Consider the following 14,916-nt stretch of genomic DNA (forward strand, 5'->3'; position numbering starts at 1 on the left):
CCTTCCTGAGGGGTGGTGTCTGTCCGCGGGCGTCCGCGGACTACTTCTTCTTCGACGAGAGGGCGTCGGCGCCGCCGACGATCTCGGAGATCTGCTGGGTGATCTCGGCCTGACGCGCGTTGTTCGCGAGCCGGGTGAACTCGTTGATGAGCGAGTCGGCGTTGTCGCTCGCGGACTTCATCGCCTTCTGACGGGCGGCGTGCTCGGAGGCAGCCGACTGCAGCATGGCGTTGAAGATCCGGCTCTCGATGTAGACCGGGAGCAGCGCGTCGAGGACGGCGTCGGCGTCGGGCTCGAACTCGTACAGCGGCAGGGGCTCACCGTCGGCCGGCTCCTCCACGCCCTCGACGACCTCGAGCGGGAGCAGGCGCACGACCTGCGGCTCCTGGGTCGCCAGGCTGATGAACCGGTTGAAGACGATGTGGATCTCGTCCACGCCGCCCTCCGCCGTGTCCTGGAGGAACTTCGACACGACCGCGTCGCCGATCTCCTTGGCCGTCGAGAACTCCGGCTGGTCGGTCCCACCGATCCACTGCCGCTCGGACGGGCGCTCGCGGAACGCGAAGTACCCGACCGACTTGCGGCCGACGAGGTAGAACACGACCTCCTTGCCCTCGCTCCGGAGCAGGGAGGCGAGCTCCTCGCCCTGCTTGAGGACGTTGGTGCTGAACGCGCCGTTCAGACCACGGTCGGACGTGAACAGCACGACCGCGGCACGCGTCGACGACTCGGGCTCCGTGGTCAGCACGTGGTCGACGTTCGAGAACGTCGCCACGGCCGACACGGCCCGCGTCACGGCCCGCGAGTACGGGCCGGACGCGGCCATGCGGGCCTGCGCCTTCTGGATCCGCGACGCCGAGATCAGCTCCATCGCGCGAGTGACCTTCTTCGTGGTCTTCGCCGACTTGATGCGCTGTCGGTAGACCCGGACCTGTGCTGCCATCTAGCGACGACCCTTGACGATCTGCTCCTGGTCGACGTCCTCGGCGTCCGCCGCGTCGAACTGCTCCGAGCCGAGCGTCTTGCCGTCGCTCGTCTGGAAGCCCTTCTTGAACGCGTCGATCTCGCGGTCCATCGCGGCGACGGTCTCGTCGCTGAGCTGGTTGGTCTCGCGGAGCGTGGTGAGCACGTCGGAGTTGCGACGCAGGTGCTCGAGCAGCTCGGCCTCGAAGCGGAGCACGTCGGGGACGGGCACCTCGTCGAGCTTGCCGTTCGTGCCGGCCCAGATCGAGACGACCTGCTCCTCGACCGGGTACGGCGAGTACTGCGGCTGCTTGAGGAGCTCGGTCAGGCGGGCACCACGGTCGAGCTGACGACGCGACGCCTGGTCGAGGTCGGACGCGAACATCGCGAACGCCTCGAGCGAGCGGTACTGCGCGAGCTCGAGCTTGAGCGTGCCGGAGACCTTCTTGATGGACTTGACCTGCGCGTCACCACCGACGCGGGACACCGAGATGCCCACGTCCACGGCCGGACGCTGGTTCGCGTTGAACAGGTCCGACTGCAGGAAGATCTGGCCGTCGGTGATCGAGATCACGTTGGTCGGGATGTAGGCCGAGACGTCGTTCGCCTTGGTCTCGATGATCGGGAGACCCGTCATCGAACCGGCGCCGAGGTCGTCGGACAGCTTCGCGCAACGCTCCAGCAGGCGGGAGTGCAGGTAGAAGACGTCACCCGGGTAGGCCTCGCGGCCCGGCGGACGACGCAGGAGGAGCGACACCGCACGGTAGGCCTCGGCCTGCTTCGACAGGTCGTCGAAGATGATCAGGACGTGCTTGCCGCCGTACATCCAGTGCTGGCCGATGGCCGAGCCGGTGTAGGGGGCGAGGTACTTGAAGCCGGCCGGGTCGGAGGCCGGGGCGGCGACGATGGTGGTGTACTCCATCGCGCCGGCGTCCTCGAGCGCACCCTTGACGGAGGCGATCGTGGAGCCCTTCTGACCGATGGCGACGTAGATGCAGCGGACCTGCTTGTCCTCGTCGCCCGACTCCCAGTTGGCCTTCTGGTTGATGATCGTGTCGATCGCGATGGCCGTCTTGCCGGTCTGGCGGTCGCCGATGATCAGCTGGCGCTGACCGCGGCCGACGGGGATCATCGCGTCGATGGCCTTGATGCCGGTCTGGAGCGGCTCGTGGACCGACTTGCGGGACATGACGCCCGGGGCCTGGAGCTCGAGGGCGCGGCGACCCTCGGCCTGGATCTCGCCGAGACCGTCGATCGGGTTGCCGAGCGGGTCGACGACGCGACCGAGGAAGCCGTCGCCGACGGGGGCCGAGAGGACCTCGCCGGTGCGGGTGACCTCCTGGCCCTCTTCGATGCCGCCGAACTCGCCGAGCACGATGGCTCCGATCTCGTCCTCGTCGAGGTTCTGCGCGAGACCCAGGGTCCCGTCCTCGAAGCGGATGAGCTCGTTCGCCATGACGCCGGGGAGGCCCTCGACGTGTGCGATGCCGTCGCCGGCGTCGGTGACGTGCCCGACCTCGGCCGTGGAGGCCTTCGTCGGCTCGTAGTTCGAGACGAAGTCCTTCAGGGCATCACGGATCTCATCGGGGCTGATGGTGATGTCTGCCATGGGATTTTCCTTGTTGGTTTCCGGGGCCCTTCGGCTCCGAGAGGGTGATGCTGCCCCGGCGAGGGACAGTTCCCGTTGTGGACTTGGAGGAGTCGGCTTCGACCGTACGCTCAGCCGGCGAGCTGGAGCCGGAGCTCCGACAGGCGCGTGGACACCGTGCCGTCGATGACGTCGCCACCGACCTGCACGCGGACCCCGCCGACGACCGCGGGGTCGACGACCTGGTTCACGCTGACGTCCTTGCCGTAGCGCTCCGCAATGCCGCGGGCGACACGGGCCGCCTGGCCGTCGGAGAGCGGGGAGGCCGTGATGACCGTCGCGACGACCTTGCCGGCCTGGTCGGCCACGATGCGCGAGGCGTCGCGGACGATCTCACCGATGCGGCGGCCACGAGGCTGCTGCACGAGGTGCTCCAGGATGGCGGTGGTCTGCGGCGAGACCTTGGCGCCGACGAGCCGCTGGACGAGCGCGCCCTTCTCCGACGGGCTGCCAAGCTTGGTGCCCAGCGCCAGTTCGAGCGCGGCGTCCGAACGGACCGCCGTCTCGAAGGAGAACAGCTCGGCCTCGATCGACGTCTCCGCCGGCGCGGTCCGGGCGACGGCACGGATGCCGGCGTCCTCGATGCCCGCGAGCAGGTCCTGCTGCGAGGACCAGCGCGAGCCGGCCGCCGCGGTCAGGACCGCACGCGTGGCGTCGGACTGGCCGCCGAAGACCCGGTCGATGACCGACTTCTTGCCGACGACGTCAGCCGTCGGGTCGGCCAGCAGACCGAGCAGCTGCGGCGCCCCGGCGATCGCACGCCCTGCGGCGAGGATCTCGACACCCGTGTCGAGCTGGACGGCGTCACCGAGGTCGGTGAGCACCGCCCGCGTCGACGCGAGCGCTTCCCTGGTGGCGCTGCGCATGCTCAGCGCTCCCCGGCGGACTGGCCCTGCGACGCCTCGAGGTCGGCGAGGAAGCGGTCCACGACCGCAGCCGACTTCTGGTCGTCCTTGAGGGACTCCCCGATCACACCGGAGGCGAGGTCGAGGGCGAGGGTGCCCACCTCGCTCCGCAGCGACTGGAGCGCGCTCTGCCGCTCGGCCTCGATCTGCGCCTGGGCGTTGGCGGTGATGCGTGCTGCATCGGCCTGTGCCTGCTCGCGGACCTCGTTGCCGATCGCGGTGGCGTCGGCACGGGCCTGCTCACGGATGCGCGAGGCCTCGGCACGCGCGTCCGCGAGCTGCTTGTTGTACTCGTCGAGTGCAGCGGCGGCCTGCTCCTGAGCGGCCTCCGCCTTCTTGATGCCACCCTCGATGGCCTCGGTGCGCTCATCGAGCATCTTCGTGATGCGCGGCGTCACGACGCGCCACATCACGAGGAAGATGATGACGAAGGCCACCGCGGACCACACGATGTCGTACACCGGTGGGATCAGCGGATTGTGGGTCTCCTCCGCCGCGATGATGAGTGCAGTCTGCATCGAGAAGCCTTAGTTGGTGAAGATGAAGTACGTCGCGATACCGATGAAGGCCAGGGCCTCCGTGAAGGCGATACCGATGTACATGAGGGTCGTCAGACGGCCCTGGAGCTCCGGCTGGCGAGCGACGGACTCGATCGTCTTGCCGACGACGATGCCCACGCCGATGGCCGGACCGATCGCGGCGAGGCCGTAGCCAACCGTTGCGATGTTGCCGTTGATCTCCGCGAGAACGGTCGTTGCGTCCACGTGTTTTCCTTTCGAGTGCGGCCCGACGGATGTCGTGCCGTATGGGGGTCAGTAGGTCAGTGCTCGTCAGCCAGCGCGAGCTGGATGTACACAGCGGTCAGCAGCATGAAGACGTACGCCTGCAGCAGCGCGACGAGGATCTCGAAGAAGCTGAACGCGATGCCGAACGCCAGGGTCCCGACACCGAAGAGCTTGAAGAGGCTCTCGGCGTCGAAGAAGAAGAACCAGGTGGCCGAGAAGAAGAGCACCAGGAGGAGGTGACCCACGACCATGTTCATGAGGAGTCGCAGCGTCAGCGTCACCGGACGGAGCACGAAGGTCGAGACGAGCTCGATCGGCGTCACGATGATGTAGAGGTACCACGGCACGCCGGGCGGGAAGAGCGCGTTGCGGAGGAACGTGCCCGGGTGCTTGCGCAGACCCGCGTAGATGAACGCGACGTAGGCGACGATCGCGAGGATCATCGGCATCGCGATGCGGCTGGTGCCGGCGATGTTCATGAACGGGATCAGACCCGTCAGGTTCATGAAGAGCACACCGAAGAAGATGGTGGCGAGGAGCGGCAGGAAGCGCTTGCCGTCCTTCTCACCGAGGTTGTCGAAGGTGTTGCGACGGACGACGTCGAACGCGTACTCGATGAACGCCTGTCCGCGGTTCGGGACCAGCTTCAGTGCGCGCGTCCCGACGAACGCGAAGACGAGCAGCACGGCCACCGCGAACAAGCGGATGAGGACGATGCGGTCCATCTCGATCGGGGTCCCGGCGAAGAAGATCGGGTCCGGGAAGAACTCGTTGATCGACGGACCATGGAATTCGGCGGCCTTGCTGCTCCCCGCCGCCACGGTGTTGGCCGCGGCGGTGAGGGACAGGGGAAGAGCGTGGGATAGCAGCGCTGTCTCCTGTGTCGGCGCGCGCACACACGGCACGCGATGGTGGACTTTGTGGAGGCTCGTCCGCTCCGAGCGAGGCTCCGGACGCGGACATCCGGAAGCCTATCAGGTGCGAGAGGCTTCTCGGGCTCTCAGGGGCGTGGGTCGTCGTTCCCAGGATCGACGGTGTCGCCCGGCAGGCGCACGCCGATCGGGATGCGGGCCTTGGCGACCACGACGACGTCGATCACGAGCGAGCCGACGACGCCGACGATGATGACGACGGCGAGGACGGGGAAGTCCACCCACGCCCGGTCGCGGAGCGCGATGAGGACCACCAGGAAGAGCACGAACTTCAGGAACCAGGTACCCATCACGATGCCGAAGAAGGCACCGGAGATCATCTGCCCCTTCGACACCCGCAACGCCACCAGCACCGACACCGCGGTGAGCCCCAGGAACACCACGCTCAGCACGGCGCCGAGCAGGCCCCCGGCGAGCCCGGGCGTCCCGGCGAGGACGAGCCCCACGACTCCCCCGACGACGGCGAGACCGACGGCGAGGACGGCCGCCCAGGTGAGGATCCGGCGGAACACCGGCCGGACGTGGTCGAGGGCGTTCGGTGCGGTCACGAGGGGTCTCCCGGGATGGTTCGGTCGTTGGCGGCCCGGTCGAGCGGGTCGAGACTCGCGTCGACGACGGTGTTCGAGCGGGTGGCGGCCTGCGCGGCGAACTCGGCGCGCTTCCGGCCGAGCGGGGCGAAGGTGGCGACGGCGCAGACCGCGAAGCCCACGGCGACGACCGTGACCACCCAGTACCACTCGACGAACAGGAACAGCAGGCACCCCACGGCGACGGTGGCCGTCCACGCGTAGAAGATCAGCACGGCGTGGAAGTGCGAGTGCCCCATGTCGAGCAGGCGGTGGTGCAGGTGCTTCCGGTCGGCCGAGAACGGCGACTTCCCCGCGCTCAGCCGTCGGGTGACGGCGAGCCCGAAGTCGAGGATCGGCACGATCAGGATCGCGAAGGGCAGCAGGATCGGGATGAACGCGGGCAGCAGTGCCTGGCGCGTGGAGATGACCGCGGGGTCGATGTTGCCCGTGACGGACACGGCGCTCGTCGCCATGAGGAACCCGACGAGCAGCGCTCCCGCGTCGCCCATGAAGAGCTTCGCGGGGTGCCAGTTGAGCACGAGGAAGCCGCAGCACGCGCCGACCAGGACCGCGGTGAGCAACGACGGCAGGTTGAAGAAGAACTCCGTCTGCACGACCACGCGGTTGATGAAGAACGTGTAGAGGAAGAACACGCCGCCGGCGATGATCGCGACGCCCGCGACGAGTCCGTCGAGGCCGTCGATGAAGTTCACCGCGTTCATCACGAGCACGACCGCGAGCACCGTGAAGATCAGGCTCATGTAGGACGAACCGACGCCGAGCGTGTTGCCGATCGGCAGCGACACGATCGCGACGCCCTGCCAGGCCAGGATGCCCGCCGCGATGATCTGCCCGGCGAGCTTCGTCATCCAGTCGAGGTCCCAGATGTCGTCGGCGACGCCGAGCACCACGATGATGGTCGCGCCCGCGAGCACCGCGATGACGCGCCCCGGCTCGGAGAAGACCAGCCGGAAGTAGTCGGTACCCGCGATCGACGGGAACAGGAACCACGCCGCCAGCAGCGACACGATCACGCCGATGTACATCGCGATCCCGCCGAGGCGCGGGGTGGGCGTGCGGTGCACGTCACGCTCGCGGACCTTCGGGTACCAGCCGTAGCGCAGGCCGAGCTTCCACACGGCCCAGCTGCAGACGAAGCTCACGACGGCCGCGATGGCCCCGGCGAGCAGGTAGTACTTCACGTGACGAGGTCGGCTCCGACGACCCGGACGATGTCCTCGTCGGCGATCACCCCGTGCCGGACGATCGTCAGCTTCCCCCCGGTCGACAGACCGGTCGCATCGACGATCGTGGAGCCGGTCGACGCGGCGAAGCCGTCGTGCACCGCGAGGGCACCGCCGTCCAGGTACACCGAGACGCTGTCGCCGAGCATCGACTCGGCCTGGTCGACGTCCATCGCGGCCGGGTCCCCGGTCGAGTTCGCGGAGGACACCGCGAGCGGCCCGACCTCCTGCAGCAGCTCGAGGGCGATGCGCGAGTCCGGCATGCGGAGCGCGACCGTCCCGCGGGTCTCCCCCAGGTCCCAGTCCAGCGAGGGCTGCGCGCGCAGGATCACGGTGAGGCCGCCGGGCCAGAACTCGTCCACCAGGTCGCGGACCTGCTGCGGGATCTCGGTCGCCAGCGCCTCGAGCGTCGGCGGCCCGGGGATCAGCACCGGGGGCGGTGACTGGCGGGTGCGGCCCTTCGCGTCGAGCAGGCGCTGGACGGCGGTCGCGCTGAAGGCGTCCGCGGCGACGCCGTAGACGGTGTCGGTGGGGACGACGACGAGTTCACCCCGTCCGAGCGCGGCACGTGCGAGCCGCATCCCGGTCAGGAGCCCGTCGGGGTCGGTGCAGTCGTATCGGGAGGCCATGACTCGACGATGATAGTGCGACACAATGGACGGCATCGTGAACGAGACGCCCGCGCCCCGACTCCTGTTCCTCTTCGACATGGACGAGGTGCTCGTCCGGTACGACTGGCGGGTCCGGATGGCGGCCCTCGCCGAGTACACCGGCCACACCTTCGAGGAGCTCCGCCGACGGTGGTGGGACTGCGGCGACGAGGCCCGCGCCGAGGCAGGGCACTTCCCCGACGGCGACGCCTACCTCGCCGCGTTCACCGCGGCGATGGGGTGCGACGTCCCCGAGACCGACTGGGCCCGCATCCGCGGTGCGGCGATGACCGAGCTGCCCGAGCGGATCGAGGCGGTCCGCATCGCCGCCGACCACGGCCGGGTCGGCCTCCTCACCAACAACGGCCCGCTCGCCGGTCGGTGGATCGGGCGGTGGGCGCCGTCGCTGCCGCCCCTCTTCGGCGAGCACCTCGACACGACGAGCAACTTCGGTGCCCGGAAGCCCGAGCCCGAGGTCTTCGAGCGCGCGCTCGCGCACCACGGCGTGCCCGCCGAGCGCACCTTCTTCGCCGACGACATGCCGGTGAACGTCGAGGCTGCCCGCGCCGTCGGCATCCACGCCGTCCTGGTCGAGGAGCACACGGACCTCCGCGACGCCGTCCGCGCCTTCGTCGCGGCACAGCGGTCCGCGCCGGCACCCGTCGCCTGACCGAGGCCCTCCGCGGGGACGGGGACTGGCGGCCGGGAGGCCCGGTGCGCCTCCGCCTAGCGGGTCGCGGTGGTCGTGCGGTCGCGTCCCGTCAGGTCGACGTGCGTCTCCGGGGACCGGAACCCCCGCCGTGCGAGCACGTCGCGCACGCCCGCTCCCTGCTGCTCGGCGTGCTCGACGACGACGAGCCCGCCCGGCACGAGCAGCCGCCAGGCCGTCTCCGTGAGTGCGCGGACGGCGTCGAGGCCGTCCGCTCCCCCGTAGAGCGCGAGCGCCGGGTCGTGGTCGCGGACCTCCGGGTCGACCGGCACCATGTCGTCGGGCACGTACGGCGGGTTGGACACGACCACGGACACCGTGCCGTCGAGCTCGGGCAGCGCGTCCGCGAGGTCGCCCTCGACGAGCCGGACCGTCCCGCCGTGCGCGTCCACGTTGCGCCGCGTCCAGGGCAGCGCCTCGGGTGACCGCTCGACTGCGTACACGACGGCGTTCGGCACCTCGGTGTCCATCGCGATCGCGATCGCGCCGCTGCCGGACCCCAGGTCCACGGCGACCGGCGCCGGGACGGCCGTCGCGCGCAGTGCGTCGATGCCGAACTGCACGACGCCCTCGGTCTCCGGGCGGGGGACGAAGACGCCGGGCCCGACCGACAGGGTCAGCGCACGGAAGTGCGCCTCACCGGTGATGTGCTGCAGCGGCTCACGGGTGAGGCGACGGGCGACGGCGTGCCGGAAGCGCTCGACGTGCTCCGCGGCGATCGTCCCACCCGTCAGGGCGCGGGCCTGCACGGCGCCGCGCGTCGTGTCGGTCGCCCAGGCGAGCAGGAGTTCGGCGTCCACACGCGGGGTCGGGACCCCGTGCGCGACGAGCGCAGCGGTCGCCTCGTCGAGGAGGCGATCCGCTGCGTGCGTGGGCTGACTGACGGAGGTGATCCGTTCCTCCCGGCCGGGTCTAGGCGTCCTGGTCGCCGATGGCGGCCAGACGAGCCTCTTCGTCCGCCTGGATGGCGGACTGGACGACGGGCTCGAGCGCACCGTTCATCACGCGGTCCAGGTCGTACGCCTTGTACCCGGTGCGGTGATCCGCGATGCGGTTCTCCGGGAAGTTGTACGTGCGGATGCGCTCCGAGCGGTCCATGCCGCGGATCTGCGACTTGCGCGCGTCCGAGGCGATCGCGTCGAGCTCCTCCTGCTGCTTCGCGAGGATGCGGGCACGCAGGACGCGCATCGCCGCCTCGCGGTTCTGGAGCTGCGACTTCTCGTTCTGCATCGCCACCGTGATGCCCGTGGGCAGGTGGGTGATGCGGACCGCGGAGTCCGTCGTGTTGACGGACTGCCCGCCGGGGCCGGACGACCGGTAGACGTCGATCTTGAGGTCGTTCTGGTTGATCGCGACCTCTTCCGGCTCGTCGACCTCCGGGAAGACGAGCACGCCCGTCGTCGACGTGTGGATGCGCCCCTGCGACTCGGTGGCCGGCACGCGCTGCACGCGGTGCACGCCGCCCTCGTACTTCAGGTGCGCCCAGACGCCCTGCGACGGGTCGGTGGTGTTCGACTTGATCGCGACCTGCACGTCCTTGTAGCCGCCCAGGTCGGACTCGGTCCGCTCGAGCAGCTCGACCTTCCAGCCCTTCGACTCGGCGTAGTGCGAGTACATGCGCAGGAGGTCGGCCGCGAACAGCGCCGACTCCTCGCCGCCCTCGCCGCCCTTGATCTCCATGATGACGTCACGGCCGTCGTCCGGGTCCCGCGGGATGAGCAGCCGACGGAGGCGCTCCTGGCGCTCCGACAGCTGCCCCTCGAGCGCGGGAACCTCGTCGGCGAACGACTCGTCCTCGCGGGCGAGCTCCTGGGCGGCGGCGAGGTCCTCCCCCGCCGCCTGCCAGGACTCGTACGCCGCCTTGATCTGACTGAGCTCGGCGTACCGCCGGTTCACCTTCTTGGCTCGGGCCGCATCGGCGTGGAGCGCGGGGTCCGACAGCTGCTGTGTCAGGTCCTCGTGTTCCGCCAGCAGCCCCGCTACCGACTCGAACACGCGTTACTCCTGGTGGCCGTCGTGGCGACCGCCGGTCGTCGGGACCGACTTCTGCACCTGGACCAGGAACTCGACGTTCGACTGCGTCTCCTTGAGGTTGCGGAGGACGACGTCGAGTGCCTGCTGCGGGTCGAGCCCGGCGAGGGCGCGACGGAGCCGCCACGTGATCTTGACCTCGTCGGCGGAGAGCAGCTGCTCCTCGCGACGCGTGCCGGAGGCGTTGATGTCGACCGCCGGGAAGATCCGCTTGTCGGCGAGGTGCCGGTTGAGGCGGAGCTCCATGTTGCCGGTGCCCTTGAACTCCTCGAAGATGACCTCGTCCATCTTCGAGCCGGTCTCGACGAGCGCGGTCGCGAGGATGGTCAGCGAGCCGCCGTCCTCGATGTTGCGCGCGGCGCCGAAGAAGCGCTTCGGCGGGTACAGCGCGGCCGAGTCGACACCGCCGGAGAGCACGCGGCCCGAGGCCGGCGTCGCCAGGTTGTAAGCGCGACCGAGGCGGGTGATCGAGTCGAGGAGCACGACGACGTCGTGGCCCAGCTCGACCAGGCGCTTCGCACGCTCGATGGCGAGCTCGGCGACCGTGGTGTGGTCCTCCGCCGGACGGTCGAAGGTCGAGGCGATGACCTCGCCCTTCACCGAACGCTGCATGTCGGTGACCTCTTCGGGCCGCTCGTCCACGAGCACGACCATGAGGTGCGCCTCGGGGTTGTTCTTGGCGATCGCGTTGGCGATGGCCTGCAGCACGACGGTCTTGCCGGCCTTCGGCGGCGAGACGATCAGACCGCGCTGGCCCTTGCCGATCGGCGCGACGAGGTCGATGATCCGCGTGCTCAGCTTCGACGGCTCGGTCTCGAGGCGCAGGCGCTCGTTCGGGTACAGCGGGGTCAGGTCGTGGAACTCGACGCGCGCCGCGGCCTCGTCGGCGGTCTGGCCGTTGACCGAGTCCACCTTGACGAGCGCGTTGTACTTCTGACGTGCCTGCTGCTCGTTGTCCCGCGGCTGCTTGATCGCACCGACGATCGCGTCACCCTTGCGCAGGTGGTACTTCTTCACCTGGCCGAGGGACACGTAGACGTCGCTCGGGCCCGGCAGGTAGCCGGTCGTGCGGACGAAGGCGTAGTTGTCGAGGACGTCGAGGATGCCCGCGATCGGGATGAGGACGTCGTCCTCGGTGATCTCCGGCTCGAACTCGTCGTTCTGGCCACCGCGGCCGCGCTTCCGGTCACGCTGCCGACGACCACGACCGGTCTCGGTCTCGTCGCCGTGCTGGCCGTTCTGCTGCTGGCCGTTCTGCTTCTGCTGGCCGTGCTGCTGCTGGCCGTTCTGCTTCTGCTGACCGTTCTGCTGACGGTCGTCCTGCTTGGCGTCGCCGGACTTCTGCTCGTCCTGCTTGCCGCCCTGCTTCTGCTGCTGACCGTTCTGCTGGTCGCCGTTCTGCTGGCCGCCGTTCTGCTGGCCGCCGTTCTGCTGCTCGGCGCCCTCGGCGTTCTGCCCGCGACCGCGGCCACGACCACGGCTGCGACGCCCGCGGCGCGGGCCGCCCTCGCCCTGCTGGTCCGCCTGGTCGTCCTGCTCCGGTGCGGACGTGGGCTGCTCGGTCGAGGTGCCCTGCGTCGCCTGCGCAGCGTCCTGCTGCACACCGTCCTGCTGGGTCTGCGGTGCGGTGTCCTGACCACCGCGGCGGCCGCGACGGCGACCGGACTGCGCGGCCTCCTCCGCGTCCTTCTCAGCGCGGACCTGGTCGAGGCCCGCGAGCAGGTCCTCGGTGCCGGTGTGGCCGTGGTTGGTGTGCTCGGCGGCCGAGGTCGGCGCGGCGTTCACGGTGCCGGCCGAGGAGGCGCGGCGCGAGCGGCGACCGCGGGGCTCGGCCGCGGGCTGCTCGCCCGTCTGCCCCCCGGACTGCTCGGCAGCGGCCTGCTGCGGCTCGGGGTCGGCCTGCTGCTGCCCGGGTTCCTGGGCAGCAGGCGAGGACGCCGGGGTCGCCAGGGTCGGCTGCTCGGCGACCGGGGCCTGCTCGACCGGCGCGGACTGCTCGGCGGCCGGAGCCTCGGCACCAGCGTCGTCGGCGACGGGGCGCTTGTCCTCGATCGAGGCGATGAGGTCGCCCTTGCGGAGCTTCGAGAGCCCGGTGATGCCGAGCGAGGAGGCGATGCGCTGGAGCTCCGGCAGGCGGAGTGCGCGCAGGTCGCTGGGGATCTCCACCTGGGTGGAGTCGTTGACGTTCGTCAAGGTCGGTGTTTCCTTTCGAACCGCAGAACGCGGAGAGTTTCCACCGTCCCGGCGCATGGGTGCGCTGCGACCGCCGTTCAGACGACGGACCGGGATTCGGTGATCTGAAAGAGAGTGCCCCCGCGCACCGGACCCTGCGCCAGCGCCGACGGATCCGGTGCGGATCGGCCTGTGCGCCTACGCTGGATCGGCTTCGAGCGCCGAGTGCGGCACCACTGTAGCACCACCGAGGTCGACGGCCAGCATGAGCGCCCGCCAGTCGGACTGGGCGTGTCGAGCCACCAACTCGGCCGCGGTCAGGCGCTGCGACGGATCGCTGCCGAGCACCAGCAGGCTCGGACCGGCCCCGGACACCACGGCGGCGAGGCCGTGCTGCCGGAGCAGTCCGATCAGGGCGTCGGTCTCCGGCATCGCGCTGGCCCGGTACGACTGGTGGAGTCGGTCCTCGGTCGCGGCGAGCAGCAGCTCCGGGCTCTGGATGAGCGCGGCGACGAGCAGGGCCGACCGGGACACGTTGAAGGCCGCGTCCTCGTGGGGCACGCTCGCGGGCTGCAGGGACCGCGCGAGCTTCGTCGACAGCGTCGAGGTCGGCACGAAGACCACCGGCGAGACACCGCGGTGCACGAGCAGCCGCTTGACCGCAGGACCCTCGGCCGTCATCCACGCGATGGTCAGACCGCCGAACAGCGCCGGTGCGACGTTGTCGGGGTGGCCCTCCATCTCGGTCGCGAGGGTGAGGAGTGTCGACGCGTCGAGGTCGACCACGCCCTCGAGGAGACCGCGGGCCGCCATCAGCCCGGCGACGATCGCCGCGGCCGACGAACCCATGCCACGCCCGTGCGCGATCGCGTTGACGGCGTGCAGTTCGAGCCCGGGCTGCTCCAGGCCGGCGTGCTCGAGACCTCGGCGGACGGCCCGGACGACCAGGTTCGACTCGTCGGTGGCGACCTCCCCGGCGCCGACGCCCTCCACCGTCACGGTCGCGCCGGGCTCCGGGCGGACGCGCACCACGACCTCGTCGTAGACCGAGAGCGCCAGGCCGAGCGAGTCGAACCCGGGCCCGAGGTTCGCAGAGGTCGCCGGGACCCGCACACGGACCGCCCGTCCGGCCGGTACAGCACTGCGGGCGGTCACGCCCTCCCCCGGTCCGGACGAGCGGTCGGCGCTCACGCGGGGCCGACCAGTCCGAGCACTTCGGCGACCGACTTCGTGTCGACCGGCACGCTCGTCGGGGCGACCTCGCCACCGTCCTCGGTGCGGAGCGCCCACTGCGGGTCCTTGAGGCCGTGGCCCGTCACGGTGATGACCACCTTCGCACCCTGCGGCACGACACCGGCGTCCGCGCGCTCGAGCAGACCGGCGACACCGATCGCCGACGCGGGCTCGACGAAGACGCCGACCTCGGCCGACAGGATCCGGTGCGCGGCGAGGATCCCCTCGTCGGTGATGGCCCCGAAGTACCCGTCGGTCTCGTCGCGCGCCTCGAGCGCGTACTGCCACGATGCCGGGTTGCCGATGCGGATGGCTGAGGCGATGGTGTCCGGGTGGCGGACGACCTCGCCCGAGACGATCGGTGCGGAGCCGGCGGCCTGGAAGCCGAACATGCGCGGCATCTTCGTCGAGCGGCCCGCGGCGACGTCCTCGCGGTACCCGCGGGAGTACGCCGTGTAGTTGCCCGCGTTGCCGACCGGCAGGAAGTGGAAGTCCGGGGCGTCGCCGAGCACGTCGACGACCTCGAACGCGGCGGTCTTCTGCCCCTCGATGCGGTCGTTGTTCACCGAGTTGACCAGGTGCACCGGGTAGTTCGCGGCGAGGTCGCGGGCGATGTCGAGGCAGTCGTCGAAGTTGCCCTGGACCTGCAGCAGCTGGGCGTCGTGCGCGACGGCCTGGCTGAGCTTGCCCATCGCGATCTTGCCCTCGGGCACGAGCACCGCGGCGGTGATGCCCGCGTGTGTGGCGTACGCGGCGGCCGACGCACTCGTGTTGCCGGTCGAGGCGCAGATGACGGCCTTCGCGCCGTGCTCGACGGCCTTCGAGATCGCCATCGTCATGCCGCGGTCCTTGAACGACCCGGTCGGGTTCATGCCCTCGTACTTCACGTACACCTCGGCGCCGGTGCGCTCGGACAGGCGTCGGGCCGGGATGAGCGGCGTGCCGCCCTCGCCGAGGGTCACGACGGGCGTCGCCTCGGTGACGTCGAGACGGTCGGCGTACTCGCGCAGGACTCCCTGCCACTGGTGGGCCATCAGGCTCTCCTTGTTCGGTGTTGGTGCAGTCGGGGGCGGAC

Annotated in this window: 15 protein-coding genes; 1 reads left to right on the top strand and 14 read right to left on the bottom strand. The window is 70.2% G+C overall.

Annotation, left to right across the window (positions count from 1 at the left end; translation table 11 throughout):
* Window positions 1–40 precede the first annotated feature (40 nt).
* From C1N91_RS09165 to C1N91_RS09205, 9 genes are all read right to left on the bottom strand, one after another.
* Entirely contained in the window at window positions 41–943 is a 903-nt protein-coding gene (locus C1N91_RS09165; protein ID WP_137767471.1) for a F0F1 ATP synthase subunit gamma, read from the bottom strand.
* Entirely contained in the window at window positions 944–2,572 is a 1,629-nt protein-coding gene (gene atpA / locus C1N91_RS09170) for a F0F1 ATP synthase subunit alpha (RefSeq protein WP_137767472.1), read from the bottom strand.
* 110 nt (window positions 2,573–2,682) lie between these two features.
* The gene (locus C1N91_RS09175; protein ID WP_137767473.1) at window positions 2,683–3,477 is read right to left on the bottom strand and encodes a F0F1 ATP synthase subunit delta; all 795 of its coding nucleotides are present in this window, start codon (window positions 3,475–3,477) and stop codon (window positions 2,683–2,685) included.
* A 2-nt stretch (window positions 3,478–3,479) separates the two neighbouring features.
* Window positions 3,480–4,034 carry a F0F1 ATP synthase subunit B gene (locus tag C1N91_RS09180; RefSeq protein ID WP_058729233.1) on the bottom strand — a complete coding sequence of 185 codons (555 nt, stop codon included), beginning with the start codon at window positions 4,032–4,034 and terminating at the stop codon, window positions 3,480–3,482.
* 9 nt (window positions 4,035–4,043) lie between these two features.
* A complete protein-coding gene (atpE, locus tag C1N91_RS09185; RefSeq protein WP_027465781.1) occupies window positions 4,044–4,280 on the bottom strand; it encodes an ATP synthase F0 subunit C in 237 nt (78 codons plus the stop codon).
* 56 nt (window positions 4,281–4,336) lie between these two features.
* Window positions 4,337–5,122, bottom strand: coding sequence for a F0F1 ATP synthase subunit A (atpB, locus tag C1N91_RS09190; protein ID WP_111226179.1), 786 nt, complete (start codon window positions 5,120–5,122; stop codon window positions 4,337–4,339).
* Window positions 5,123–5,301: 179 nt separating this feature from the next.
* Complete coding sequence (locus C1N91_RS09195) at window positions 5,302–5,781, bottom strand: hypothetical protein (protein WP_137767474.1); 480 nt, start codon at window positions 5,779–5,781, stop codon at window positions 5,302–5,304.
* Window positions 5,778–7,004 (bottom strand): MraY family glycosyltransferase, encoded by a 1,227-nt coding sequence (locus C1N91_RS09200; RefSeq protein WP_137767475.1) that lies wholly within the window; start codon window positions 7,002–7,004, stop codon window positions 5,778–5,780. The genes C1N91_RS09195 and C1N91_RS09200 overlap by 4 nt, the downstream gene beginning before the upstream one ends.
* A complete protein-coding gene (locus C1N91_RS09205) occupies window positions 7,001–7,675 on the bottom strand; it encodes an L-threonylcarbamoyladenylate synthase (RefSeq protein ID WP_137767476.1) in 675 nt (224 codons plus the stop codon). The genes C1N91_RS09200 and C1N91_RS09205 overlap by 4 nt, the downstream gene beginning before the upstream one ends.
* A gap of 37 nt (window positions 7,676–7,712) precedes the next feature.
* Between C1N91_RS09205 and C1N91_RS09210 the strand changes: the two genes are divergently transcribed.
* Entirely contained in the window at window positions 7,713–8,366 is a 654-nt protein-coding gene (locus tag C1N91_RS09210; protein ID WP_137767477.1) for an HAD-IA family hydrolase, read from the top strand.
* Between the two features lie 56 nt (window positions 8,367–8,422).
* On the opposite strand, the gene prmC is transcribed toward C1N91_RS09210, so the two are convergent.
* From prmC to thrC, 5 genes are all read right to left on the bottom strand, one after another.
* A complete protein-coding gene (gene prmC / locus C1N91_RS09215; RefSeq protein WP_254678413.1) occupies window positions 8,423–9,298 on the bottom strand; it encodes a peptide chain release factor N(5)-glutamine methyltransferase in 876 nt (291 codons plus the stop codon).
* A 19-nt stretch (window positions 9,299–9,317) separates the two neighbouring features.
* Window positions 9,318–10,400: a peptide chain release factor 1 gene (prfA, locus tag C1N91_RS09220; protein ID WP_137767479.1), complete on the bottom strand. Its 1,083-nt coding sequence runs from the start codon at window positions 10,398–10,400 to the stop codon at window positions 9,318–9,320.
* A 3-nt stretch (window positions 10,401–10,403) separates the two neighbouring features.
* The gene (gene rho, locus C1N91_RS09225) at window positions 10,404–12,629 is read right to left on the bottom strand and encodes a transcription termination factor Rho (RefSeq protein WP_254678205.1); all 2,226 of its coding nucleotides are present in this window, start codon (window positions 12,627–12,629) and stop codon (window positions 10,404–10,406) included.
* Window positions 12,630–12,806: 177 nt separating this feature from the next.
* Complete coding sequence (gene thrB / locus C1N91_RS09230) at window positions 12,807–13,763, bottom strand: homoserine kinase (protein ID WP_137768761.1); 957 nt, start codon at window positions 13,761–13,763, stop codon at window positions 12,807–12,809.
* Between the two features lie 32 nt (window positions 13,764–13,795).
* On the bottom strand, window positions 13,796–14,875 hold the full coding sequence (thrC, locus tag C1N91_RS09235; protein ID WP_137767481.1) for a threonine synthase: 1,080 nt from the start codon (window positions 14,873–14,875) through the stop codon (window positions 13,796–13,798).
* Window positions 14,876–14,916 lie beyond the last annotated feature (41 nt).

It is taken from the genome of Curtobacterium sp. SGAir0471 (assembly GCF_005490985.1).
Lineage (GTDB): Bacteria > Actinomycetota > Actinomycetes > Actinomycetales > Microbacteriaceae > Curtobacterium.

What these genes read in the sequence shown, in the direction of transcription:
- C1N91_RS09165 (WP_137767471.1), bottom strand. Translation starts at nt 943, where the DNA reads ATGGCAGCACAGGTCCGGGTCTACCGACAGCGCATCAAGTCGGCGAAG.
- C1N91_RS09205 (WP_137767476.1), bottom strand. Translation starts at nt 7,675, where the DNA reads ATGGCCTCCCGATACGACTGCACCGACCCCGACGGGCTCCTGACCGGG.
- thrC (WP_137767481.1), bottom strand. Translation starts at nt 14,875, where the DNA reads ATGGCCCACCAGTGGCAGGGAGTCCTGCGCGAGTACGCCGACCGTCTC.
- C1N91_RS09180 (WP_058729233.1), bottom strand. Translation starts at nt 4,034, where the DNA reads ATGCAGACTGCACTCATCATCGCGGCGGAGGAGACCCACAATCCGCTG.
- atpA (WP_137767472.1), bottom strand. Translation starts at nt 2,572, where the DNA reads ATGGCAGACATCACCATCAGCCCCGATGAGATCCGTGATGCCCTGAAG.
- C1N91_RS09175 (WP_137767473.1), bottom strand. Translation starts at nt 3,477, where the DNA reads ATGCGCAGCGCCACCAGGGAAGCGCTCGCGTCGACGCGGGCGGTGCTC.